Origin of the sequence: Catenibacillus scindens, from assembly GCF_014202115.1 — a bacterium.
In the GTDB taxonomy this organism is placed as follows: domain Bacteria; phylum Bacillota; class Clostridia; order Lachnospirales; family Lachnospiraceae; genus Catenibacillus; species Catenibacillus scindens.
Genome location: NZ_JACHFW010000001.1, coordinates 444,214 through 468,892 on the forward strand (window position 1 = coordinate 444,214; position 24,679 = coordinate 468,892).

Annotated in this window: 18 protein-coding genes; 1 reads left to right on the plus strand and 17 read right to left on the minus strand. The window is 45.4% G+C overall.

What is annotated here, in order from left to right; all coding sequences use genetic code 11:
* Positions 1-3 precede the first annotated feature (3 nt).
* The 3 genes from tig to HNP82_RS01860 all read right to left on the minus strand — a co-directional run bounded on the left by tig (position 4) and on the right by HNP82_RS01860 (position 4,656).
* Positions 4-1,287 (minus strand): trigger factor, encoded by a 1,284-nt coding sequence (gene tig / locus HNP82_RS01850; RefSeq protein ID WP_183770848.1) that lies wholly within the window; start codon positions 1,285-1,287, stop codon positions 4-6.
* Positions 1,288-1,701: 414 nt separating this feature from the next.
* Complete coding sequence (locus HNP82_RS01855; RefSeq protein WP_183770851.1) at positions 1,702-3,981, minus strand: bifunctional diguanylate cyclase/phosphodiesterase; 2,280 nt, start codon at positions 3,979-3,981, stop codon at positions 1,702-1,704.
* 36 nt (positions 3,982-4,017) lie between these two features.
* The gene (locus HNP82_RS01860) at positions 4,018-4,656 is read right to left on the minus strand and encodes an endonuclease III domain-containing protein (RefSeq protein ID WP_183770854.1); all 639 of its coding nucleotides are present in this window, start codon (positions 4,654-4,656) and stop codon (positions 4,018-4,020) included.
* Between the two features lie 192 nt (positions 4,657-4,848).
* Between HNP82_RS01860 and HNP82_RS01865 the strand changes: the two genes are divergently transcribed.
* Positions 4,849-5,493: a YczE/YyaS/YitT family protein gene (locus HNP82_RS01865; RefSeq protein WP_207720521.1), complete on the plus strand. Its 645-nt coding sequence runs from the start codon at positions 4,849-4,851 to the stop codon at positions 5,491-5,493.
* Positions 5,494-5,542: 49 nt separating this feature from the next.
* On the opposite strand, the gene HNP82_RS01870 is transcribed toward HNP82_RS01865, so the two are convergent.
* The 14 genes from HNP82_RS01870 to HNP82_RS01935 form a co-directional block, all read right to left on the minus strand.
* Positions 5,543-6,508, minus strand: coding sequence for a flavodoxin family protein (locus HNP82_RS01870; protein ID WP_183770856.1), 966 nt, complete (start codon positions 6,506-6,508; stop codon positions 5,543-5,545).
* A 207-nt stretch (positions 6,509-6,715) separates the two neighbouring features.
* A complete protein-coding gene (locus tag HNP82_RS01875; protein ID WP_183770858.1) occupies positions 6,716-7,681 on the minus strand; it encodes an ABC transporter permease in 966 nt (321 codons plus the stop codon).
* 14 nt (positions 7,682-7,695) lie between these two features.
* The gene (locus HNP82_RS01880; protein ID WP_183770860.1) at positions 7,696-9,174 is read right to left on the minus strand and encodes a sugar ABC transporter ATP-binding protein; all 1,479 of its coding nucleotides are present in this window, start codon (positions 9,172-9,174) and stop codon (positions 7,696-7,698) included.
* Positions 9,175-9,288: 114 nt separating this feature from the next.
* Positions 9,289-10,404 (minus strand): sugar ABC transporter substrate-binding protein, encoded by a 1,116-nt coding sequence (locus tag HNP82_RS01885; protein ID WP_183770862.1) that lies wholly within the window; start codon positions 10,402-10,404, stop codon positions 9,289-9,291.
* Between the two features lie 141 nt (positions 10,405-10,545).
* Positions 10,546-12,009: an ATP-binding cassette domain-containing protein gene (locus HNP82_RS01890; protein ID WP_183770863.1), complete on the minus strand. Its 1,464-nt coding sequence runs from the start codon at positions 12,007-12,009 to the stop codon at positions 10,546-10,548.
* A 2-nt stretch (positions 12,010-12,011) separates the two neighbouring features.
* Positions 12,012-13,034, minus strand: coding sequence for a sensor histidine kinase (locus HNP82_RS18325; protein ID WP_183770865.1), 1,023 nt, complete (start codon positions 13,032-13,034; stop codon positions 12,012-12,014).
* Between the two features lie 11 nt (positions 13,035-13,045).
* A complete protein-coding gene (locus tag HNP82_RS01900; RefSeq protein ID WP_183770867.1) occupies positions 13,046-14,644 on the minus strand; it encodes a helix-turn-helix domain-containing protein in 1,599 nt (532 codons plus the stop codon).
* A gap of 32 nt (positions 14,645-14,676) precedes the next feature.
* The gene (locus HNP82_RS01905) at positions 14,677-15,669 is read right to left on the minus strand and encodes a sensor histidine kinase (protein WP_183770869.1); all 993 of its coding nucleotides are present in this window, start codon (positions 15,667-15,669) and stop codon (positions 14,677-14,679) included.
* Position 15,670: 1 nt separating this feature from the next.
* The gene (locus tag HNP82_RS01910) at positions 15,671-16,357 is read right to left on the minus strand and encodes a response regulator transcription factor (RefSeq protein ID WP_183770871.1); all 687 of its coding nucleotides are present in this window, start codon (positions 16,355-16,357) and stop codon (positions 15,671-15,673) included.
* Between the two features lies 1 nt (position 16,358).
* A complete protein-coding gene (truA, locus tag HNP82_RS01915) occupies positions 16,359-17,129 on the minus strand; it encodes a tRNA pseudouridine(38-40) synthase TruA (protein ID WP_183770873.1) in 771 nt (256 codons plus the stop codon).
* Between the two features lie 293 nt (positions 17,130-17,422).
* Complete coding sequence (locus HNP82_RS01920; protein WP_183770875.1) at positions 17,423-18,040, minus strand: hypothetical protein; 618 nt, start codon at positions 18,038-18,040, stop codon at positions 17,423-17,425.
* Between the two features lie 241 nt (positions 18,041-18,281).
* Positions 18,282-20,783 (minus strand): glycogen/starch/alpha-glucan phosphorylase, encoded by a 2,502-nt coding sequence (locus tag HNP82_RS01925; RefSeq protein WP_330599367.1) that lies wholly within the window; start codon positions 20,781-20,783, stop codon positions 18,282-18,284.
* Positions 20,784-20,798: 15 nt separating this feature from the next.
* Complete coding sequence (gene ileS, locus HNP82_RS01930; RefSeq protein WP_183770879.1) at positions 20,799-23,912, minus strand: isoleucine--tRNA ligase; 3,114 nt, start codon at positions 23,910-23,912, stop codon at positions 20,799-20,801.
* Positions 23,913-24,394: 482 nt separating this feature from the next.
* Positions 24,395-24,661 carry a DUF2500 family protein gene (locus tag HNP82_RS01935; RefSeq protein WP_183770881.1) on the minus strand — a complete coding sequence of 89 codons (267 nt, stop codon included), beginning with the start codon at positions 24,659-24,661 and terminating at the stop codon, positions 24,395-24,397.
* Positions 24,662-24,679 lie beyond the last annotated feature (18 nt).

A 24,679-nucleotide genomic window follows, 5' to 3' on the forward strand; every position in this document is an offset into this window, starting at 1 on the left:
GTATTATTTTTCAACGGCTGCGTCTGTAACAAACTCAACCGCTTTCTGGGCTGCCAGATCATTCTTAATGTTTTCTTTCTCTGCGTCGCCCAGCAGTTCTTTCACTTTGTCTACTTCCATCTGATACATGGAAGCCATCTTTTCAATCTCTTTATCAAACTCTTCGTCAGAAACTTCAATGTTCTCAGCGGCGATCACTGCCTCAAGAACAAGACGGCTCTGGATATTTTTCAGTGCCTGAGGCTTTAACTGCTCTTTTAATGTCTCAGCGTTCATGCCTGTAAATTTGAAATACTGATCCATGGAAAGACCCTGGTAGCTCAGTCTCTGAGCGTACTCCTCAACCATATTGGCAGCCTGTGTGTCTACCATAGCGTCAGGGATATCCATTGTGGCGTTTTCAATGACTTTATCCATAACCTTCTGCTGTTTTTCAGCCTTAGCCTGGTTTTCTTTTCTCTCAGTGATATGTTTCTTCACATCTTCTTTGTATTCAGCCAGAGTATCAAACTCGGAAACATCCTGAGCGAACTCATCGTCGATCTCCGGATATTCTTTTGTCTTTACTTCATGGACATGGCAGGCAAATACAGCTTCTTTTCCAGCCAGGTCTTTTGCGTGATAATCTTCAGGGAATGTTACATGTACTTCCACGTCGCTGTCCGCTGTAGCGCCAATGAGCTGATCCTCAAAACCGGGGATAAATGTGTTGGAGCCAAGGACAAGGGAATGGCCCTTATCGGAACCGCCGTCAAAGGCATTGCCATCAATAGTTCCGGCGTAATCAATAACAACCGTATCGCCATTTTCAGCAGGACGGTCTACAGTGATCTCTCTGGAGTTCTGCTCCTGAGTCTTTTTGATCTCCGCGTCAACTTCCTCGTCAGTCACTTCGATCTGAGTTTTCTCAACTTCAATACCTTTATATTCGCCAAGAGTTACCTCCGGTTTTACAGCCACTTCGGCGGTAAAGATGAAGTCTTTGCCTTTTTCCATCTGTGTCACGTCGATGGCCGGTCTGGACACGATATCCAGCTTAGACTCCTCGGCAGCCTTCTCATAGGCTTCCGGCATTACATAATTTGCAGCCTCCTCATAAAAGATGGCCGGGCCGTACATTTTTTCAACCAGAACCTGGGGCACTTTGCCTTTTCTGAAACCAGGAATGGAAATCTGGCCTTTATTTTTATTGTAAGCTCTGGTGATGGCTTTTTCAAACTCATCAGCCGGAACGTCAATTGTCAGTTTGGCCATGTTCTTTTCTAACATTTCTACTTGTACACTCATGATTATATCCTCCTTGATCTGGCGTAATGACTTATGCCAAGTATCCGTTTTTACGCACTCTAAACCCTATTATATTATAGCCTTTCAAATATGTAAATACACAAATTGCTGATTTTTTGCAACTATTCAGCCGTGCGTCTGTATCAATAAAAAGCCACCGCAAGTTTACTTGCAGGAGGATTTTTATTGATACGGACATATGGCGTTTAGCCATAATCGAGGATCAAAGCCGCTAATGCGGCGGTGAAGCGGCGAAGCCGCGTGATCCGAGATGCACGCTGAATAGTTCTAATACGTTCACAACGCCAGATAATGAGCAAAGGCGCGGCGTAAGCCGCGTGAAAGCAGCGTCAGCTGCGGCTTTGCGAATGGCGCGGGCCCAACGATTGCTAACGTGGGGGCGTGGGTAAAATTTTATACAGATTCCAGCCATTTTTCAAAATCAGCCACGGGTACAGGCCTGCTGTAGTAATAACCCTGTCCGTAATCCGATTCCATTCCGGAAATAAAACTTTCATCTTCCTTAGTTTCTACGCCTTCCACCACGGTAGATATATGCAAAGCCCCGGCCAGATGTATAATATTGGTCATCAGGATCTCCACTTTTTTATTTTCAGGACCATTATAAGCCAAAAAACCGCGATCCAGTTTAACCTCGTCAATTTCCAGGCTTGCCAGGAGATTTAAAGACGAATATCCGGTTCCGAAATCGTCAAGAGAAATCTTAAAGCCCTTTTCATGGAGTATGGAAATATTTTTATTTAACTCCGGAATACTTTCTGCCGCCAGGCCCTCCAATATTTCCAACACAATAGATTCTCTCGGTATATTATAACGTTCGGTAATTTTACAAAGCTTGTCAATATAATCCGACTGGTAAAACAGCCGTTTTGTCTGATTGACAGATACCTTCACAGGCGCGTAACCGGCATCCAGCCAACGGCGCATCTGGATACATACCTGCTCTACCATATACAAATCCAGCACCGCGCAAAATCCATTCTTTTCAAACACAGGTATAAACTGATCCGGATAAATCATGGAACCATCCTTTGTGATCCAGCGCACCAGAGCTTCACCGGAATCAATTTTTCCCGTTCTCAAATTTTTTTTCGGTTGTAGAAACAGTTTAAATTCTCCCTCTTTAAGTGCCTGTTCCATATGGCTCTCAATAGATTTTTCAAAAAGATCGGCCTGATAAATATCTTCATCATAAAAAACAAGAGCGTTTCCTGTCTCCTCCCTGGCATGCTTTAAGGCAAACTCGGCATTATGAATAAGATGCTCTTCCATTGTCCCTGTACGTGAACCGTTTTGATCACCGGACTTCTGTTCCTGGTTTACTGCCGCACCGGCATAAAGATAAACCGGATAGTTTTTCTGAATACTTGACCCAAGGGTGCCGGCCTTTTCCATTATTTTCCCAATCCGCTCCCGGATTTCGGAAATATTTTGAGAGTGAATCAAAACATAAAACTCATCTGCCATATAACGGCAGCAGCACTCGCCCTCTTTGAGAGAATCCCGCAATACGTCGTAAAAACTGCGTAAAAGCTGGTCAGCGCCTTCCCTTCCGAAAATCTCGTTCATATACTGAAAATGACGAATATTAAGCAAAACAACACTGTACTTGGAATCGGCATTGAGCAGTTCCCCTGCCTCCTCCCTGAATTTAGGCAGATTATAAGCGCCGGTCAACGGGTCATAATAGGCCAGCTCAAGCAATGTCTTGTGATTTTTTCTAAGAAAACGCGATCCGTATAATATAGAAACAATACTTAATACGATCACAACAACAAAGGTAAATACAACAATAACGAAACGGAAATACACCGGACTTTTAATTTCACTGGTTCGGTCTGTACATACAAGATACCATCCATTTTGATCTAAAGGCTCAAAATACAGCGGATATGTTTTACCATCTCTCCTGAAATTTGACGTAAACGCTCTTCCTTTGCTCATTTGCCTTTTAATTGCCGCCTTGTTTTCCTCTGAAATATATGGCATATCAAAAATATTCTCCGTAGAATCCTTTATGATGCTATTCTCCGAAGACATAATGTACTCTCCCTTAGAATTAATCCAGTCGACATCCATGGAAATCTGGGACAGTGTAGCGTTGTTTAAGATCTCTTCAAAAACTTCAAGACTTTTTACGCCAAGCAAAGCTCCAGTCACCACGTCGCCATCATACACCGGAACACAATAAGCAATCACCTGCTGTCCGAAAGATTCATCGCTGTACATTCTGGAAATGCGAACCTCCCCTTCCCAGGCTGCTTTAACAATCTCCTGCACTTTGGGAGACTGCTCTTCTAATAAAAGATCCTGTCCCATATTTTTAGTCAGGCTGATGGTGATTTTATCCGTATCCTTTTCACAATAACCAAGACGCAAAAAAGCTCCCTGGGAGCCTGAACCATTATCTGTTCTGCCTTCCAGCGCTTCCAGCCAGTGATTCGATATAAATGCCGCCAGTGTTTCCAGTGATTCAAGGTCGGAATCATACTGGCGCTCCACATTGATTTTATATTCATTGACAAATGCCTGCATTTGAGCTGTATAAGAACTGCGCTCTGCAAGCACCATAAATAGTATAGCGATACCTGAAAAAAACAGCAAAAGCAGGCTCAGCACTGCGGCAGTTACACGGATTTTCACAATATGATCCCTGAGTTTTTTCTCACTCACCTTTTATCCACTCCATTTCACGCGGGGGCCGTCTCACTAATCGACACCGTGTTTCTCACAGATATCTTCCAGGCAGCATTTACTGCAGAAGGGCTTTGTCCGGGCAGTACAGATGTCTCTGCCATGATACACAAGGCGATGGCAGAAATCATTGCCCTCCTCCGGGGGAATGATCTTCCAGAGAGCCATTTCCACCTTTTTGGGTTCCTTTATACCGTCCACAAGGCCCATTCGGTTGACCAGACGTATACAGTGGGTATCTGTGACAATGGCGGGCTTTCCAAAAACATCCCCCATGATCAGATTGGCGCTCTTGCGCCCCACCCCTGGAAGTTTTAAAAGGAGATCAAAGTCATCGGGGACTTTTCCCCCATACTCATCTCTTAAAATCTGCATACACTTGTGAATATCCCTGGCCTTGCTCCTTCCAAGGCCGCATGGCCTGACAATGGCCTCGATCTCGTCCACATCACCGTCTGCCAGGGCATTGACATCCGGAAAATGTTTATACAGCTCTTCCACAACAATATTGACTCTTGCGTCTGTACACTGGGCTGCCAGGCGTACGCTGACAAGCAGCTTCCACGCCTGATCATAGTCCAAAGTACATCCCGCGTCCGGATATTCTTTTTTTAACCGGTCTATAACTTCCAATGCCAATTCTTCTTTTGTCATTTAAAACTTTCCTTTCCTGATGGCTGAATTGTCACATCAAAAGACTCTTTGACTACTACATCATAACATAGACGGCTAAGGAATACAAATCCTTAAAAAATATCTTTGTAATAAGGAAAAATTTGCTTTATACTATAGGAAGCATCATAGAACTCCATCCCACAATATTAAATAAGAAAAGAGGCGTTTCCTTTGCACCAATCTAAACTGTTCCGCCGGATCATCATTTATCTGGCCGGGATCATCATCCTTGCTTTCGGCATTACCCTGAACACTAAGACCGGTCTGGGCGTATCCCCCATTGTCTCTGTCGCCTACTGTATTTCTGTGCTGACAGGGATAAATTTTGGCACAATGACTTTCTTCTATTATGTTTTTCTTGTATTTTTACAGATCCTTCTGCTGCGAAAAGATTTTAAAGTATGGCAGCTTCTCCAGGTTGCCGCCAGTCTTTTCACAAGCGTGTTCATCGACCTGTTTGACCGCTTTCTGCCTATGGCGGACAACATTCCCCTGCGGATAGGCGCCCTTGTGTTTGCCATCATTTTCACAGGTCTTGGAGCTTCCATGACCGTCAGCATGAAGATCGTTCCCAACCCTGCCGACGGCTTTGCCAATGCTCTGGGTCAGAAGCTGAAGCGGGGCTTCGGCTTCGGAAAAAACGTGTTCGATCTTTCCTCCATCATCATTTCCCTGATCATCGGATGGATCGCCTGTGGAAGTCTTCTAGGCATCGGCATTGGTACTATCGTTGCCATGATCTTTACCGGCCGCGTAGTGGCATTCTGCCAGAGGAGGCTTAGAAAGTTTTACGAAAAAATTGTTCCCCAGGATTAAAAACAGAGCCCGCCCCCGGCCAAGACCGGGGACAGGCTCTGCTGCGTTATCAGGATTTCCATTCTGTAGCGTAATTTTTGTAAGGTTCAAGAAGCTGAGCCTTATTGGGAATACTTCCCGGAGGCGCTGCCTGAGTTTTGATCTCCGTAGAATGCTCCAGCTTTCCAGCATAAAACAGTCTTGACCGTTTCTGCTCTTTCTCTGAGAATACCACTTTAATTTTTCCGTCCACAACAGACAGCTCACCGCGGATACCACATACCGGACATTCCACACCGGTGCCGTCATGAAGGACTGTAAGCATATCACAGTGACATACCGGGCATGTTCCCTCAGCGTCACCCCGCCATTTTGTCCGTTCTTCCTCATTCTCAGCGGCAAGGGCTTCGGCAATGTGGCGTCCTACAAGGCGCATTCTCTCCATCACAGGCTCATTGCCTACAACATGCTCATAAGCCATGGCGCCGTAATACTCATATGTATCAATAACGTCAATACCCATAGACATAGTGATCTCAAACATGGTAGGCAGCATAAAGCTGAGCCAGTTCTTTGTCATAGCTCCGCCCACGGAAACCAGGGCACCCACACGTTTTTTAAGGGAACGCTCATCAGGCAGATCTTTAGGATCTTTTCCGGCGGCAAGACCTTCTTTTCTTGCCTCCAGACGAAAACTTACATCATGAGAGGGGCCAATACGGTCGCATACAGTTTTAAACTTGCCTGTGGGCGACATTTCATATGTGGGGGAAGCGACAATCAAAGCGTCGCATTCCATCAGTGCTTCATCCAGAATAGCCATATCATCTTTGATCGGGCATCCGCCTTTGCCCCGCCCGGAAATCATACCTACAACACAGGAAATACATCCGGTACAGTCTTCAATTTTAAGATCATCGGCGCGGATAAAACGCACATCATGACCGGCCTTCTCACATTCCATCAGGGCTGTCTTTACCATGACATCCGTGTTGGACATTTTTCGGCCAAACGCAATTCCTAAAACTTTTTTCATCTGGAAATGCCTCCTTCTATTGATTATTATCACGCATGAATACTTGCTATTCACGCTGTTATTAACCCTTCTTCTCTTTTACTATTATTATTTTAAACGATTTATCCGGCGGTTTCAACACCTGTTTTGAAAATCTTGCTCCGGGCGTATCACACAAAATCAGGGACAAAATCCGCAAAATTTCGTCCCTGATCACAAGCCGAGCAATTATGCTTTCGCAGGCGCTTTTTTAACTTTTGTCTGCTGATATGTATCATATCCGATAGATGCCAGCAGGATAATACCTTTGACAATGTACTGAATATATGTACCCATACCGATCATCTGCATACCGTTGGTGAGGAAACCAAGGATCAGACATCCGACAATGGCGCCTTTTACTTTGCCTTCACCGCCGATAAAGGAGATGCCACCGAGAACACAGGCTGTGATACAGTCAAATTCTACGCCAGGCCCGATGTTGGAACTGGCGGAACCGCCGCGGGATGTCAGCACAATAGCCGCAAGAGCGAACAGGGCTCCGGCAATACCAAAAACCATGACTTTGATCTTGTTTACATTGATACCGGCAAGTCTTGCGGTCTCAGCGTTTCCGCCGACAGCGTAGATGAAACGTCCGAAGCAGGTCTTTTCAAGCATTAAATGAATGACAACAGCTACAACAATAACGATGATTACAGGAACAGAAATAGGACCGACATATCCCTGTCCGATATTTATATAACTGTCCGGGAAACCATAAAATGATTTAGAACCGGACAATGTGTAGGAAATACCCTGGAATAATGTCATGGTCGCCAGGGTGACGATCATGGGATGTATTCGCAAAAGATTGGCCATAAAACCATTGAAGCATCCTAAAATAATACCGACAATCAGGCCAAGGATGATGGCTACAACTACCGGAAGGCCAAGATTCTGCATAAACATGGCGATACTGATACCGATAACCGCCATGGCCTGTCCAACGGAAAGGTCGGTACCACCGCTAATCATGACGAGGGCCACGCCGATGGCAGCGATAATGAAGTACGCATTCTGTGTACATACATTCATAATATTTCTAAAAGAACGGAAATTTGGTGAAAAAATACAGAAGATGATCACCATTAAGATAAGTATGATCAGCATCATATTATCTTTAATTAATTTCTGGATCTTACTTTTTGTCATTGTCCTTATCCTCCCTACTCATGAGACGCCAGATGCATAATGGCTTCCTGGCTGAATTCATCTTTTTTAAGTTCGCCGGTCAGCTTGCCTTCGCTGAGTACGATAATGCGGTCCGACATTCCGAGAAGTTCTTCCATATCAGAGCTGACCATAATGATCGCTTTGCCTTCTTTGACAAGGTCGCTCATAAGATCATAAATTTCATGTCTCGCTCCGATATCAATACCTCTTGTAGGTTCGTCGAAAATAATAATCTCCGTATCTGCCGCAAGTACTTTCGCGAGAACAACTTTCTGCTGATTACCGCCGCTTAAATTCCGGACCTTCTGTTCCAGAGACGGGGTTTTAATATTGAGCATTTTCTCGTAATGCTCCGCCTGACGGCGGACTTTCTTTTTATCAATAAAACGTCCTGTTGTCAGTTTTCGTATATTGGAAATACTGATGTTCCACTCAATACTGCTGTTGAGAAAACAGCCCTGCATCTTACGGTCTTCCGGAATCAGACCGATTCCCAGTTCAAGGGCTTCTTTGGGAGAATGGATATGGACTTCTTTTCCGTCAACATAAACCGTTCCGGCCAGTTTTTTATCTGCGCCGAAGATGACTCTCATAAGCTCCGTACGCCCTGCACCCACAAGGCCGGACACACCCAGGATTTCCCCTTTTTTCAGTTCAAAGGAAACGTCGGTATTATGATATCCGCTGACATGTTCAACTTTCAGGGCAACCTCATCCCTGACACAGTCTCTCTTTGGATAAGAATCATTTAACTCACGGCCAACCATTAAAGTGATCAGCTCATCTCTGGTTGTCTTATCTGTGTCTACAGTAGTCACATAGGCGCCGTCTCTCATAATGGTCACCCGGTCCGTGATCTCAAAAAGTTCCTCCAGACGGTGGGAAATATAAATAACGGTTTTGCCTTTAGCTTTTAAATTCCGGATAATTTCGTATAAATTATTAACCTCAGACATTGTAAGCTGAGCCGTAGGCTCATCCATAACAATAATCTGGGCATCCTTGGAAATGGCCTTTGTGATCTCCACAAGCTGCTGCTGGGCTGTGGACAGTTCTTTGACATAGGCTCTCGGATTAATATTAATATGATATTTTTCAAAAAGCTCCTGTGTCACTGAAACCATTTCTTTTTTATTGACAAGTCCATGCATCTGTCTTCCCAGACAGATATTCTCAGCCACGGACAATCCTCCGATCAGGTTATATTCCTGATAAATAACTTCTACACCGCAACCCCTGGAGATAGCCGGCGTCATATGATCATACTCATTTCCGCCAATCACAATCTTTCCGCCGTCATTAGTAATCGCGCCGGACAGCACTTTAATCAATGTGGATTTCCCTGCGCCGTTCTCTCCTAAAAGCGCATGCACTTCGCCAGCTTTAAAATCCACACTCACGTTATCCAGCGCAACAACTCCAGGATACAATTTGGTAATATTTTTCATGCTTAATACAGTTTTTGACTCCATGCCTGCACCCTTCCCAGAATTTAATCTTATTGCAGATGTCATAACTCTTGAATCCAAATCCCCTGCCTGCATTTATACAGACAGGGGAAACTTTTGATCAATGTCAGACATTATTTAGTTAAAAGACTCCGGAGTTACTTTGAAAGCAGATCCATTCACGTCAACAGGCTCCTGATCGTTAAGAAGCGGAGTCATCGCTTTCATGAAATCACCCACTGTGTCATCAATAGTACCCATAGAAATTGTACCTCTCAGTACGCTCTCGTTATTTACAGAAGCCTGAATCTTGGAATCAATTTCATCGGTCTGGTCAACAGTGAAGATACCGAAATTGGCTTTGTCTTCAATATTGGAAGCGCTGGACATTACGAAAGATTCCGCGCCAAGGGCTGTCGTTCCGTTGCAGGTAACAATCATCTTTACATCAGGATTTGCCAGGAGCTGATTTTCTACCATTGTGCGGGCAGCAGCCTGATCGTTCCAGTCAGCAACCTCAGCCTCGATGAGGTTGACGCGGCTGTCTTCAGATACCTTTGCCACAATAGCGTCAGAACGCCATCCGGCTTCAGGATATGTTGATGCTGTAATGGCAAGCACTTTAATTTCGCCATCGCCGGCATCCGGGAATGTCTGATCCAGCCAGTCAAGAGCGATCTCACCGCAGGCAGTACCCATATCCGCGTCGCTTGCAGATATCATAGAGCAGCTTGCTGTAGGAATTTCATTGGCAAAGGCAAGTACAGGAATGCCCTGATTTACTGCCTGTTCAACCGCACTGGCAACACCGTCGCCGTTAACTGCCCATACGACAAGAATGTCGCATCCCATAGTTACATCGTTTTCAATCTGGCTGATCTGTGTTGTTACATCAACCTCAGCGGAATCAAACTGCACTGTAGCGCCTGTGGCTGTTACCGCCTCCTGCATGGCGTTGGTTACTGCCAGAGCAAAGTCATTGCCGATACTTGGAACGGTAATTCCTACCAGCTTGCCCTCGCCGTTGGCTGTGCCAAGAGTCTCTTCTACAGCGTCGGCAACGCTCTGTGCTGTATCTTCAATGGCCTCAGAAGCGCCTGTAGCTGTCTCACCGGCAGCTTCGCTGGCAGCCTGAGTCTCACTCTCCGCTGCGCCTGTGGACGCTGTAGTCTCACTGCCAGAATTGCCGCAGCCAGCCAGCATAGAAAGCACCATAGAAGCGCCAAGGAATAATCCAAAAAATCTTTTTTTCATAGTAACCTCTCCTTTGATTTTGATGATAAAAATTTAACATTTTTCCCGCCCCCCTTCAATACGACAATTTTTCTAAAAGGTGGACTTTTTTTTGAACCTGAAGAAAGCAGCTCCCATCCCAAGGATAAGAGCTGTCCGTAATCACATATTTTTCATTACCTGAATTTTCTCTGCCCGTTTGCTGTCGGCATAGCTGTTCATAATATAGATGGTGTCGCATATATTCATCAGGTCTTTCATATCGTGAGCCGTAATGACCACACAAGTTCCGTTGGCAGCCAGCGTGTCCACGGCGCTTAAAATAATGTTTTTCATCTTCAGGTCGCTATCCTCTGTCAGTTCCTCACAGACAAGAATGGCCGGCCGGGTGAGTATCCACTTGGTCAATATAAGCTGCACCCGGTTATATACATCCAGTTTTTCCGCTCTCATCCCCAGAAACTCCCGTGAAATCCCTGTTTTTGAGAAATATTCCCGGGCCAGAAACCTTTCCGCTTTCTTATTGTAAAAAATTCCCCACCGGCTCATCTTCCTCATCACTGGAAGGAAAAGATTTTCCCCGCAATCCATGGATTCCACAATGCCTGAGACATCCCTGTACCACGGAATGCAGCCTACCCCCAGATTTATGGCCTGAAACAAATTTTCAGGGGCGTACGTCCGGCCATTAAGCCGCATCTGTCCAAAAATATAGGGTTCCTCTCCGGTTAGCATCCGCGCACCTTCCAGGTTGGCATAATTATTCATATCATAAAAGCCCACCACCTCCCCTTTGTGAAGATCCAGCGTCAGGGAAGCTATATATTCCGGCCCCTGCACCCTCCGGGCAGAAAATATCACCTTATCTGTCCGGTAAGAGCTGCGGCGCAGGGCTGCCAGGGTATCGCTGCCAAGCATCCACTGATTCACGGTCACTGTATTATAATCCTCCTTGTAAAAGGTTTTTACATTTTTGCCGCGAAAAAGGACCACCACCCTATCGCTGACAGATGAGAGAGGATCTTTGCCCTGACGTGCCAGAAGTATGGATATATTTTTCTCCTTCAGAGCGATAAGCATTCTTTCCATACGCTTAAAATCACCCTGGCCATAACCGGCCATAATGTCATCAATGTAAATCATCTTGGCCTCGCACTCAACAGCCCGGAGGAGTTCCACCATATGCCTCTGGGAAACAGTCAGCGTATCTGCGGTCATTTCTGCCCTAAGCTCCGGCATATACTGCTGGAGCAAAAAATTTGTGCGAAAATTAATGTTTTTCCGGTGGACCAGCCCCCGGACCTTTCTCCTGCTGGCAATAACGCAGATATTTTCTGCGATGGTCAGACCGCCAATCAATGTACTGTTTTTGGAGACACAGACTACATTTTTCTGGTCGGCAAATCTTTCCTGCGGCCGGTAAGTCCGGCCGTTAAAGGCTACATAGCCCTCCTTTAAGGGTTCGTATCCCATAAAATAATTGTAAAGGGCGGTCTTACCTGCCCCGGACACACCGAACAGTTCCACCACTTCCCCCTGGCACAGGTGAAGGTCAAGGCCGTTTAAAGCCTCCCGCCCTTCTCCCGTGACAACATTCTGCATAAATAATAGTTCTTGACTGCCCATCCTTATCCCTTTCCTGTCTTCAACGGAAGTATAAGCTCCACCTGAGTCCCCACATTTTTTATGCTGGAGACATTTAGCCCATATTCGGGGCCGTACAGCAGTTTTAAGCGGGCGTTAATATTGCTCATAGCAATGCCGTCGCTGCCGCTGTCCTTCCATCTTCCCGCCGATGGAGGTGTTTTTAATTTTTCCTGGAGCCGCGTCAGCGTCTCCTCGTCCATTCCCACGCCGTCGTCAGCCACAATGACCGCCACATGTTCTCCCGACAGATCTACATGAACCACAATATGACCTTTTTGAATCTTGTTCTCCATCCCATGGAATATGGCGTTTTCTACAATAGGCTGCAGCGTCAGTTTAGGAATCATACAGCGAAAGACTACATCCGTCTGATCATGGTTGATGATCCTAAAGTCGAATCGGCCATTAAAACGGTACTGCTGTATTTTCACATATGTTTCTATATTTTCCAGTTCCTGGGCCAGTTTTACAATATCATTATCTTTACTGATATTGTAGCGAAAATATTTGGACAATGCTTCCGTCATCTCCGCGATGACCATATTATCGTCAATAATAGCCTGTCCCCGTATATTTTCCAGAGTATTATATAAGAAATGAGGGTTAATCTGATTTTGCAGCTCGGCATACTTCATCTTTTCCTCCATCAGAATCCTCGCCTGCTCACGCTCCATCTCATTTTGTTTTAACTTGATCAGGTCATCAATCCTCTCCAGGACGGAATCGGTATCTGAAAACATGTCTGACACATCATCACCGTCAGATACCTGAAGCATCTGTATCCGCCGCTCCAGATTCAGAAAGGGCAGATAAACTGTCCGGTAGAAGAGCAGACACATTCCAAGAACCGCAGCCATCACGGCGATCACTACAACCCAGTAGACAAGGCTGTTCATATGGGCATATAAAAAGGGGGAAATAAACACGAAAACTCCCACCAAAATAATGCCGGAAAAAATAATCCCAAAGGTATTTTTCCCTGGTTTAAAAATCCTCTTGCTCACTTTATGCGCTCCTAACGGTAGAGTTTTCGATACTCACTGGGCTTTAACCCTACCACTTTATTGAAAATCTTACTAAAATATTTTGAATCTGAATACCCGACTTTTCCTGCGATCTCATTAATAGAAAGACTCTCCTCTTTCAGAAGTTTTTTTGCGGCATCCATCCGGCATGATGTGAGATAATCGCTGAAATTAATGCCGATCTCTTTTTTAAATAGGGTGCTTAAATAGGCGGGACTGAATCCGATAGCCTCGGCCACTTCCTCCAGGGATATGGCCCGGCTGTAGTTTTCATTAATATACTGCCGTGCCATCCGTATGGGGAGCTGGCTGGCATTTTTCTTTTCTTCTTTTACCCGTTCAAAAAAACGGCTCACCGTCTCGTCATAGGTGTACAAAAGCATATTTTCCTCGTAATTACAGTCCAGGATCATCTGAATGCGTTGTTCCAGCTCCTCAATAGTCTGGGGCGCCACCTGATTTGCTGTCCAGACCTCTTTAATCATGGCTGTCATCCGGTCAATCAGTGAGAAAAAGATCAGCGGGGAATAATTAATAGTTTTGCGAACCAGTTCATACATTTCCGTCGCTACATCCACAAAGCCCTGGGCATCCAGTATCTCCACCTGATTTTTCATCACCGACTGATATTTGGGAAGAAATATATTCTCCACAGAAACGTTTTTGTAATGAAGCGCGTTCCAAAAAATCACAATGTCTACACCTTTTTTCAATCTGCATTTTACAGCCTCAATAGCTTCCTGAATAGATCCCCGGATTTCTGCCATTGAGTTTTTTTCCTGACCCACGCCGATAGTCACATGATAATTGTTAAATTTATCCAGTTCCTTCTGACAGTACTTTAAAGCGTCCTTGATCCTTTCATGGACGCACTGGCGAAGCTCCACAGGGTAATTGACTACTGTAATGATGCCGCTCTGGACATGAGAATTAATAAACTCGCAGGAAGGAATGTCCATAATTTTTTCAATCTGGTAATTAATAATTTCCAGAAGACTTTTTATATCCGTCACCGGGATCTCAGAATCAATTTTTGTAAAGAAGGTTAAAAAACATCCGTTAGTAAATTCACAATCTTCCTGAACAAGAGCCTGACGATCATCAACATTAGACACCGACTCCACAATAGAATTGAGAAAATGCTGTCGGATCTTATGTTTTCCGCTTCGGGCGATGGCCTCCGCCTCCTGTTTTTCCTTTTTGGCATTTTCGAGGAAATTCCTCTCTTTAAGGATCTGGTCTAATGTATCATTCAGCTCTTTAGCGTCGATAGGTTTGAGCAGATAATGTTTTACTCCCAGGTTTAAGGCTGTATGGGCATACTCAAAATTTTTGTAACCGCTCATAATAATATAATCGGCGGACAAGCCCAGACTAATACCCTTCTTTACGATCTGAAGGCCGTCGTACCCAGGCATCCGTATGTCTGTAATAACAATATCCGGGCGGACACTTTTCATCATTTCATACAATTCAATGCCATTTGTGGCAATCCCCTCAACAGACAATCCTTTTTCTTCCCAATGGATCAGTTTTTTCAGCATCTGGCAAATGATCATTTCATCATCCGCAATTAATACTTTTAACATAAATACTCTCCATTTCCATAAAATACAGCTTATCACTTGTAAAGTTTTATACAGAACCGGGTACCCTTCCCCTCCTGGCTATCCACATGGATATCTCCGTTCTGCTGATGGATGATCTGGCGGGACATGGCAAGGCCGATGCCCACACTGTCCGGTGAGGCGTTCTTTCCTTTATAAAAGCGCTCAAAAATATGGGGCAAATCTTCTTTGGATATACCACTGCCTTCATCAGCCACATCAATGCTCACATAAAGAGGATTATCTGTGACATCCACCCAAAGGGTACCTCCAAAAGACATATGTTCCATACTATTTTTAAGAAGATTGGCCAAAGCTTCCCTCATCCATAAAAAATCCCCCTGAAAAGTAATTTCAGAACCGCAGTTGATCTTCAACTGCTGGCCTTTAAGTTCCATGGGAATCATCAAATGCTGAGACGCTTTTTTGACCAGCTCCAGCACATTAACAGGTTCTTTTTTCATAGTTACTGCCCCGGCATCCAGCCTGGCCATTTTTAGGAGGGCCGACACAAGCCACTGTATGCGCTCTAATTGGCTTCGGATATTCCCGGTAAACTCCTCCCTTTTTTCTGCGGAGAGATGACTGTCCCTCAAAAAATCAGCCATCATACTCATAGACGTTAATGGTGTTTTTAACTGGTGGGAAATATCGGAAATAGCATCAGCCAGATAATTTTTATCCGCCGCCAACAAAGCCGCCTGTTCCCGCTGCTTGACTTCCAGCTTGCCAATTTCACTGGCAAGATAACTTAATTCTCCCTCTGAAAATTGCTTCATTGTCCAAAACTCAGGATTTTTTCCAAACCTGCGGATCTGCTGGCACAGATCTTTTAAATCTTTATATCTTAACCATGTAAATATGACAAAAGAGACGGCAAGAAGGATCATTCCGCCGCCCATAATAAAAAGAGCGTAACGAGGGAAACACAGAGCTGCCAAAAAGGACGCCGCCATTATACAAACAAATGCCAGGATCATGGCTAAAAATTTTTTATTCCGTATCATCTTACCTCCCAGCTTCCAGGCAGTACCCAAGCCCACGCACAGTCCTGATCAGAGCGGGGTGAGCAGGATCGTCCTCCAGTTTTTCACGAAGCCGCTTAATGTAGACGGTCAGCGTGTTATCATTGACAAAATCCCCGGCAATATCCCATATACCTTCCAGAAGCTGGGACCGTGTCAAAACCTGGCCCTGATTCTGGATCAGAGTCAGTAAAAGCCGATATTCCATGGCTGTGAGCAAAACTTCCTGATCCCCCTTAGTCACCCGGGCTTTTTTCAGATCTACGGAAACATTGCCGTAGCAAAAAAGGTTCTCATCCTCCTTGTTTTTACCATAGCGCCTGAGTATAGTCTTAATCCGGCTTAAAAGTTCCCGGATGCGGAAAGGCTTTGTTATATAGTCATCCGCCCCCATATCCAGACCCATAACTACATTGACTTCGTCATCGCAGGCGGTAAGAAACAAAACCGGAATATCTTCCTGCCCCCGTATAAGTTTACATAAATCATATCCTGTGCCGTCAGGCAGGGTAATGTCTAAAATCGCCATAATAAACCGGCCCGGGGCGTATGCTTCTTTCATAGACGCGCAGCCAGACACCGCCACCGTCTCATAGCCCTCCTGCTCCAGGGCATAGGTCAGCCCTGACGCGATCATCGCGTCATCTTCTACAACTAAAATCCGACTCATCTTAACTCCTTATCTTTTCCTGCCCGCCGCTATAACGGACTTCCATGAGAAACAGTCCCTTAGCCGGCGCCATAACTCCAGCGCATTGACGGTTTTTGCTGTCAAGAATCTTAACCATATCTTCCGGTTTTTTTTCTCCAAGCCCTACTTCCAAAAGAGTTCCGGCCATGATCCTCACCATATGGTGCAAAAAACCATTGCCGTCAAAAATCATATGGATCTCTTTTTCAGAGGGAAGGATCTCTATGGAGTACAGCTCCCGCTCCGTAGACTTTTTTGTCCGCCTGACTGATGAGAAAGCAATAAAATCATGGCGTCCCACAAGGCTTGAAGCCGCCGCTCTCATATTATCAAGATCCGGCATCCGCCGTATACAGTGAACATATTTTCTACAAAACACACCGGCCCTCTCGCCAACATAAACTCTGTACAGATATTTTTTGCCAATAGCGTTGAGGCGGCTGTGAAACCGTTGCGGCGCCTCTTCCACCGATAAGATCCCGATATCCTCAGGTAGATAGCGCTCCATATATTCCCGGATCTTATGGCAGTCCATGCCGCACTCTGTGTGGAAATTGGCCACCTGGCCCATGGCGTGGACGCCGGCGTCTGTCCGCCCGGAACCGATAACCTCCACGTTCTCTCCCGTCATACGGCTTAAAACTTCCTCCAGCTTTCCCTGAATGGTCGTCTGCCCGCTTTTTTTCCCAAGGCGCTGCCAGCCGTCATAGCGGGCGCCGTCATATTCCATCAATAGCCTGATATTTCTCATGCTCCCACTCCATTGTCTTATTTTTATCTGCGCCAAAACCATATCCGAAGATCTTTGACAACCCACTTGTCCGTCTCCGGATTATTTCTTCATTTTAACATAATCTGTTACCTGGCACAACCCGGCAGCAAAAAAGGTATGAAATCACATCATTTGGGGCAATTCCCATTTTGTGATCTCATACCTTTTCTTATTTGCTTATTATTTTGTAACGATTCAGCCATGCGGCTGGTTTAATAAAAATACGGCGCAAGTTTACTTGCAGAGGATTTTTTATTAAACCAGACATGCCGTCAGACACATCGGTCCATCTGCTCAAACCTGCGGCTGTGTTCCTGGACAACCTTCTTGATCAGTATAATATCCTTTTCCATAGACTCAATTCGATCCGCTGCCTGAGAAAAACGGCGGGCCGCCGGCACATAATTCTCCACAAGGAGGGCAATGGCGGGCCTGATCTCAGTCTCGATCTCCGCTTTAATTGCCCGTATATCTTCAGACATCTGACGCCATCTCGCATCGGTAAGATCGGCCCGGCCTTCCAGAATATGTACAGAGGCTTTGAGATTTTCCACATCTGCTTTAAGGATCTTCATCTCTCGTTTAAGATCTGCCACATCCTGTTTGAGGCTCTCCACATCCTGTTTGAGGATCTCTACATCCTGTTTGAGGATCTCTACATCCTGTTTGAGGATCTCTACATCCTGTTTAAGGCTCTCTACATCCTGTTTAAGGATCTCTACATCCTGTTTAAGGCTCTCTACATCCTGTTTAAGGATCTTCATCTCCGCCTTCAGCGTTCGGATGTCTTCTTTCATCTCTTGTATATCATCTTTTATCGGTTGTAATTCGGATTTAAGTTTTTGATCCAGCATATCAGACAATGCTATCAACAATTCTTCATTGGTCATATGCTTTATCACCTCCCGCCAGAAATATGATACTTTGAAACAGTGGAAACGACATACCCTTACAGACAGGATTGCCGAATGTGCCTGGCTAGACACATTCGACATCCTCAATCATAGTATGTGATTTTATTCTATCATAGCCGGATAGAAAAAACTACCCATAACCGTACCATAAATTTCGACATAAACAGCGGTTCAATCCGCACCATTTCGACAACAGACAGCTTTTATCACAGTCTCATTAAACATTCACTGTAATTTTCTCCAGATGCCAGATATCTTTGACATATTCTTCGATGGTCCTATCTGATGAAAACTTGCCTACACTGGCAATATTTAAAATTGCCATTTTCGCCCAGTTGTTCCTGTCTTTATAGGCTTTATTGACACGGGCCTGGGCCTGAGCGTAGGAGCGGAAATCCTTCAGATTGAAGTACACATCCGGGCGGTCATAACCTGTGCCTTTAAGAAGGGAGGTGTAAATCTCATTAAAGAGATCTCCTTCCTTAGAGTATGTGCCGTCCACAAGCTGCTCAAGAACTTTGCGCAGATCTCCGTCAGAATTATAAATATCATACGGATTATAACCGCCGTTGGCCTCATAGGCCATAACCTCCTCGGCAGACATACCAAAGATAAACATATTTTCTTCGCCCACTTCTTCAGCCATCTCCACATTGGCTCCGTCCATAGTGCCAATGGTAAGAGCGCCGTTAAGCATGAACTTCATATTACCAGTACCTGACGCCTCTTTGCTGGCTGTGGATATCTGCTCTGATACATCGCTGGCCGCGAAAATGATCTCCGCATTGGATACCCGGTAATTCTCAATAAATACCACTTTCAACTTGCCGTTGATGGTCGGATCGTTATTGACCACATCCGCCACGGAATTGATCAGCTTAATGGTCTCTTTCGCCCGCTTATAGCCGGCTGCGGCCTTGGCGCCGAAAATAAAGGTGGTCGGATAAAAATCCATGTTAGGGTTGGCCTTTAACTGATTATACAGGTACATCACATGAAGGATGTTCATTAACTGGCGTTTATACTCATGGAGACGTTTGACCTGAACATCGAAAATAGTGTTGGGGTCCACATCAATGCCGTTATGCTCCTTAATATATTTTGCCAGACGCAATTTGTTCTGATATTTAATATCCATAAACTCTTTCTGGACCGTAGGATCATCAGCATATTTTTCAAGGCCTTTAATCTGGGAAAGATCTGTGATCCACCCGTCAGTCCCGATCTTCTTTGTCACCCACTCTGCCTGTAGAGGATTGGCATGAAGAAGAAAACGGCACTGAGTAATACCGTTAGTCTTATTGGAAAACTTCTCCGGCATCATCTCATAAAAATCTTTCAGTTCCCGTTTCTCAAGAATCTCTGTGTGAAGGCGGGCTACGCCATTGACCGATGAACCACCCACAATGGCCATGTTAGCCATACGGATCTGCCCCTCATAAATAACAGCCATGCTCTTGACCTTATTGTACTGATTTGGATAACGCTCCTCAATCTGGTTGACGAAACGGCGGTTAATCTCTTCCACGATCTGGTACACACGGGGCAGCAGGCGCATAAACAGATCCACCGGCCATTTTTCCAAAGCCTCCGCCATAATCGTATGGTTTGTATAAGCGCAGCACTTTGTCGTAATATCCCACGCCTCATCCCACTCAAGATCCTCCTCATCTACAAGGATTCGCATCAGTTCCGCCACAGCAATGGTTGGATGAGTATCGTTCATCTGGAAGCAGACTTTTTCGTACAATTTATGGATATCATTGTTATTTAACTCTTTATATTTCTGGATGGCTCTCTGTATGCTGGCAGATACAAAGAAATACTGCTGTTTCAAACGCAGTTCTTTGCCGCTGTAATGGCTGTCGTTCGGATAAAGAACCTCCACAATACTTTTTGCCAGATTTTCCTGCTCCACTGCCTTCGTATAATTTCCTTTATCAAAAGACTCCAGATTAAATTCCACAATAGGCTCAGCGTCCCAAATTCTCAGCGTATTGATCATATTGTTTCCATAGCCCACAATGGGGAGATCGTAGGGAACTGCGTACACTGACTGATAATCGGTCTGTACAAAACGGTTTTTATGGGCCTGTTCATCCCACACAACCCGGACATAGCCGCCGAATTTGATCTCCTGTTTATACTCAGCCCGCTTGATCTCGAAAGGATAGCCATTCTTTAACCAGTTATCGGGGACTTCAATCTGATAACCATTTTCAATCTTCTGTTTGAAAAGTCCGTATTTATAACGGATACCGCATCCGTAAGCCGGATAGCCCAGGGTTGACAATGAATCCAGGAAACATGCGGCTAAACGTCCCAGGCCGCCGTTTCCAAGAGCCGGATCCGGCTCCTGGTCTTCAACAACATTAATGTCAATGCCCATCTCATCTAAAACCTCTGACACTTCTTTATAACAGCGCAGATTAATCAGGTTATTGCCAAGGGCACGACCGATAAGAAACTCCATGGACAAATAATATACAATTTTAGGATTTGTGTCATTATAAGTTTTATGAGTAGCAAGCCATTCGTCTACAATAATATCCTTAACCGCAAGAGAAACGGCCTGGAAAATTTCCTCCTGGCTGGCATGGTCAATGGTCTTTCGGAATAACAGTTTGACATTTTCCTGAATTTCTTTTTTAAATACAGCTTTATCAAATAATTTGTTCTTTGCCGGTGTACTTTCCACCGATGTCACTTTTTCTTTCACAACGAGCATCTCCTTTCATTGGATGCGTGTCACGCCCAGTGTCACTTTTTCACCGTTAATATTCCATTCTTTCACATAACCAAAAGCCCCATCATAGCAAACTTTATCCGCCATAACTTCCGACCGGATCTGATCTTCATTATCCTTAATCACCTGGGCAACCCTGTCGTTTCCTTCCATGGAAATCTCAATGTGATCCATCACCTCAAAGCCGGCCTCCTTGCGCATAGTCTGGATCTTGGACATGATCTCCCGGACAAAACCCTCTTCCAGAAGCTCATCGCTTAAATTAGTATCCAAAACGACAGTCACGTCTCTCTCTGTGCTGGATACATAGCCGTCAGTGTGGGCTGCCTCAATGAGCAGGTCTTCTTCTAAAAGCTCACATGAATCTCCGTCCGCCTCCACGGTGAGATGTCCCTGGGATTTAAGCTGCGCCATAGCCTCATGCCCGTCAATGCCTGAGAGGATCTGCCGCAGAACACCCAGCTTTTTAGGATATTTCAGCTTTAACGTCTGGAAATTCGGCTTAAATGTGTAGGAAATAAACGGACTGACATCGTCCACAAACTCCACATGCTTCACATTCAGCTCATCGGCAATGATCTCCCGGAAAAATTCAGGAAGTTCAAAATTGGCTTTAATATACATCTGACCAATAGGCTGACGGTTTTTAATATTAGCGGCATTGCGGCAGGCACGGCCCTGTACCACAACCTGGAGGACAAGATCCATATCTTTTTCCAGCTCTTTATCAATATATGCTTCCTCCACCGCAGGGAAGTCACACAAATGAATACTTTCCGGCGCGTTCTTATCCACACTTCTCACAAGATTCTGATAAATCTCCTCGGTCATAAAGGGGATCATAGGCGCTGCGGCCTTGCAGATCGTCACAAGGGCAGTATACAGAGTCATATAGGCGTTGATCTTATCCTGCTCCATGCCTTTGGCCCAGAAACGCTCCCGGCTGCGGCGCACATACCAGTTACTCATATCGTCCACAAACTCCTGGAGTTCCCGGGCGGCCTCAGGAATACGGTAAGCGGCCAGATGGTCATCCACTGCTTTGACAGTGGAATTTAACTTGGACAAAAGCCACTTGTCCATGACAGACAATTTATCATATTCCAATGTATATTCTAAAGCATTAAAGTTATCAATATTTGCGTATAATACAAAGAATGCGTAAGTATTCCATAAAGTTCCCATGAACTTGCGCTGGCCTTCCATGACAGCTTTGCCGTGGAAACGATTTGGCAGCCAGGGCGCGCTGTTAATGTAAAAATACCAGCGGATGGCATCCGCTCCGTATGTTTCCAGAGCCTCAAAAGGATCTACGGCGTTGCCTTTGGACTTGCTCATCTTCTGACCGTTCTCATCCTGCACATGGCCAAGGACAATAACATTTTTGTAAGGCGCCTTGTTAAAGATCAGTGTGGAGATGGCCAGCAGTGAGTAAAACCATCCGCGGGTCTGATCTACAGCCTCGGAAATAAAATCTGCCGGGAACTGGGATTTAAACAGTTCTTCATTTTCAAATGGATAGTGATGCTGGGCAAATGGCATGGAACCAGAGTCAAACCAGCAGTCAATCACTTCCGGCACGCGGTGCATCTGCTTTCCGCATTTCGGGCACTTGATGGTCACAGCGTCAATGTAAGGGCGGTGCAGCTCGATCTCGTCGGGACAGTTGTCGGACATTTCCTTTAATTCATCAATGCTTCCGATAGCGTGCTGATGGCCGCACTCACATTCCCAGATATTAAGCGGTGTTCCCCAGTAACGGTTGCGACTCAGCCCCCAGTCCTGAACATTTTCCAGCCAGTCGCCGAAGCGGCCTTTGCCGATGCTCTCCGGAATCCAGTTGATCGTATTATTGTTGCGGATCAGATCCTCCTTCACCGCAGTCATCTTAATAAACCATGATTCTCTCGCGTAATAGATCAGGGGCGTATCGCAGCGCCAGCAGTGAGGATAGCTGTGTTCAAACTTTGGCGCGGAGAATAAAAGTCCCCGCTCATCCAGATCTTTAAGGATCATCGGGTCTGCTTTTTTGCAAAATGTCCCGGCCCACGGCGTATCCGCCGCCATCTCGCCTTTGGCGTCCACAAGCTGCAGGAAAGGCAGGTCGTATTTGCGGCCCACATTGGAGTCGTCCTCACCAAAGGCCGGAGCGATATGAACCACGCCAGTACCGTCAGTGAGTGTAACGTAATTGTCGCAGGTTACATAATATGCCTTTTTATTCAAATTTGTAAAAGAATAGAGGGGCTCATACTCTTTGTATTCCAGCTCTTTTCCTTTATATGTCGCAAGGAGCTGGCAGTCTTCCCCAAGGACCTTCTCCACAAGGGCCTCCGCCATATAATAGGTATAGTCTCCCTGTTTTACTTTCACATAGTTCTCATCAGGATTGACGCACAGCGCCACGTTGGACGGCAGCGTCCACGGGGTTGTGGTCCATGCCAGGATATAGGCATCCTCATCTTTGACTTTAAACCGAACCACAGCGGAGCGTTCCTTAACATCCTTGTAGCCCTGGGCAACCTCATGGCTGGACAGAGGCGTCCCGCAGCGTGGACAGTAAGGCACAATCTTATAGCCTTTATACAACAGACCCTTTTCCCAAATCTTTTTCAGCGCCCACCACTCGGATTCAATAAAATCATTGTGATAGGTGACATAGGGATGTTCCATATCCGCCCAGAAGCCTACAGTTCCTGAAAAATCCTCCCACATGCCTTTATATTTCCACACACTTTCTTTACAGTGTTCGATAAACGGTTCCAGACCATACTCCTCGATCTGTTCCTTGCCGTCCAACCCAAGTTTTTTCTCTACCTCAAGCTCTACAGGAAGTCCGTGTGTATCCCATCCCGCTTTTCTCGGCACTTGATAGCCTTTCATTGTTTTATAACGGGGGATCATGTCCTTAATGACACGGGTTAGCACATGGCCGATATGGGGTTTTCCGTTGGCTGTTGGCGGGCCGTCATAAAAGATAAATTCCGGGCAGCCTTCTTTTGACTTAATACTTTTTTCAAAAATATGCTCGTCTTCCCAGAATTTTTCAACCTGTTTTTCCCGCTGTACGAAATTGAGATTGGTATCTACTTTTTGGTACACCGTTATTTTCCTCCTTTTGTTCATTTAAAAAAGAATCCTGCTCCGCAGGATTCTTGGCCTGCGGCGGGTTGCCCAAGCAACATTTTCCATTCCGCCGCAGCGAGATCCAAAGCGGAGCCTTTTTATTTCATAGAAAACGAAGTTTCCTATGAAATAAAAAAGGCTTTCATCCCCAGAAAAGGACGAAAGCCTGCTGTTTCGCAACCACCTTATTCCATCATACATCTTATATGCGTTTCCTTTAACGGTGAAAAGCCGGCGGGGCCTACTTAAAAATTCAGCCTGCAACTCCGAAGTGATCTTCACCAGACGCTACTCATACCGGCCTTCCACCATCGCCGGCTCGCTAAAACTTTCACCGCCTGACTACTCTCTCCATCTGCGTTTTTCATTCATCAGTCAGAGGATTCCCAAAAGAGCCGCTGTTCATACAAAAAACTCCCGGAATCCATATATCATCATAATATAGTTTACTTTTTCTGTCAACTATTCTCCGGCTTAAAAGCGACAAATTTTTCGCCTTTATAAGTCAACTGTCCCCTCATCCCCGTCGTCAGCTTTCCCGCCTGGGAATCGGATAAGCGGAAGGTCATCTCTCCCTCGCCCTCGGTCATGGCAAAGGTCACTTTTGACCAGCTCGACGCCGATGACAATGGCACATTTCTGGCCATGGTCATGGTGGGATTTGCCGCCGTCACCTCCACGATATCCATAACCTTCACATTCACTGTCACTTTTTCATTTCTCATAAACATACACCCCTTTTT

What these genes read in the sequence shown, in the direction of transcription:
- tig (WP_183770848.1), bottom strand. Translation starts at nt 1,287, where the DNA reads ATGAGTGTACAAGTAGAAATGTTAGAAAAGAACATGGCCAAACTGACA.
- HNP82_RS01860 (WP_183770854.1), bottom strand. Translation starts at nt 4,656, where the DNA reads ATGACAAAAGAAGAATTGGCATTGGAAGTTATAGACCGGTTAAAAAAA.
- HNP82_RS01870 (WP_183770856.1), bottom strand. Translation starts at nt 6,508, where the DNA reads ATGAAAAAAGTTTTAGGAATTGCGTTTGGCCGAAAAATGTCCAACACG.
- HNP82_RS01875 (WP_183770858.1), bottom strand. Translation starts at nt 7,681, where the DNA reads ATGACAAAAAGTAAGATCCAGAAATTAATTAAAGATAATATGATGCTG.
- HNP82_RS01880 (WP_183770860.1), bottom strand. Translation starts at nt 9,174, where the DNA reads ATGGAGTCAAAAACTGTATTAAGCATGAAAAATATTACCAAATTGTAT.
- HNP82_RS01885 (WP_183770862.1), bottom strand. Translation starts at nt 10,404, where the DNA reads ATGAAAAAAAGATTTTTTGGATTATTCCTTGGCGCTTCTATGGTGCTT.
- HNP82_RS01890 (WP_183770863.1), bottom strand. Translation starts at nt 12,009, where the DNA reads ATGGGCAGTCAAGAACTATTATTTATGCAGAATGTTGTCACGGGAGAA.
- HNP82_RS01900 (WP_183770867.1), bottom strand. Translation starts at nt 14,644, where the DNA reads ATGTTAAAAGTATTAATTGCGGATGATGAAATGATCATTTGCCAGATG.
- HNP82_RS01905 (WP_183770869.1), bottom strand. Translation starts at nt 15,669, where the DNA reads ATGATACGGAATAAAAAATTTTTAGCCATGATCCTGGCATTTGTTTGT.
- HNP82_RS01910 (WP_183770871.1), bottom strand. Translation starts at nt 16,357, where the DNA reads ATGAGTCGGATTTTAGTTGTAGAAGATGACGCGATGATCGCGTCAGGG.
- truA (WP_183770873.1), bottom strand. Translation starts at nt 17,129, where the DNA reads ATGAGAAATATCAGGCTATTGATGGAATATGACGGCGCCCGCTATGAC.
- HNP82_RS01920 (WP_183770875.1), bottom strand. Translation starts at nt 18,040, where the DNA reads ATGACCAATGAAGAATTGTTGATAGCATTGTCTGATATGCTGGATCAA.
- HNP82_RS01935 (WP_183770881.1), bottom strand. Translation starts at nt 24,661, where the DNA reads ATGAGAAATGAAAAAGTGACAGTGAATGTGAAGGTTATGGATATCGTG.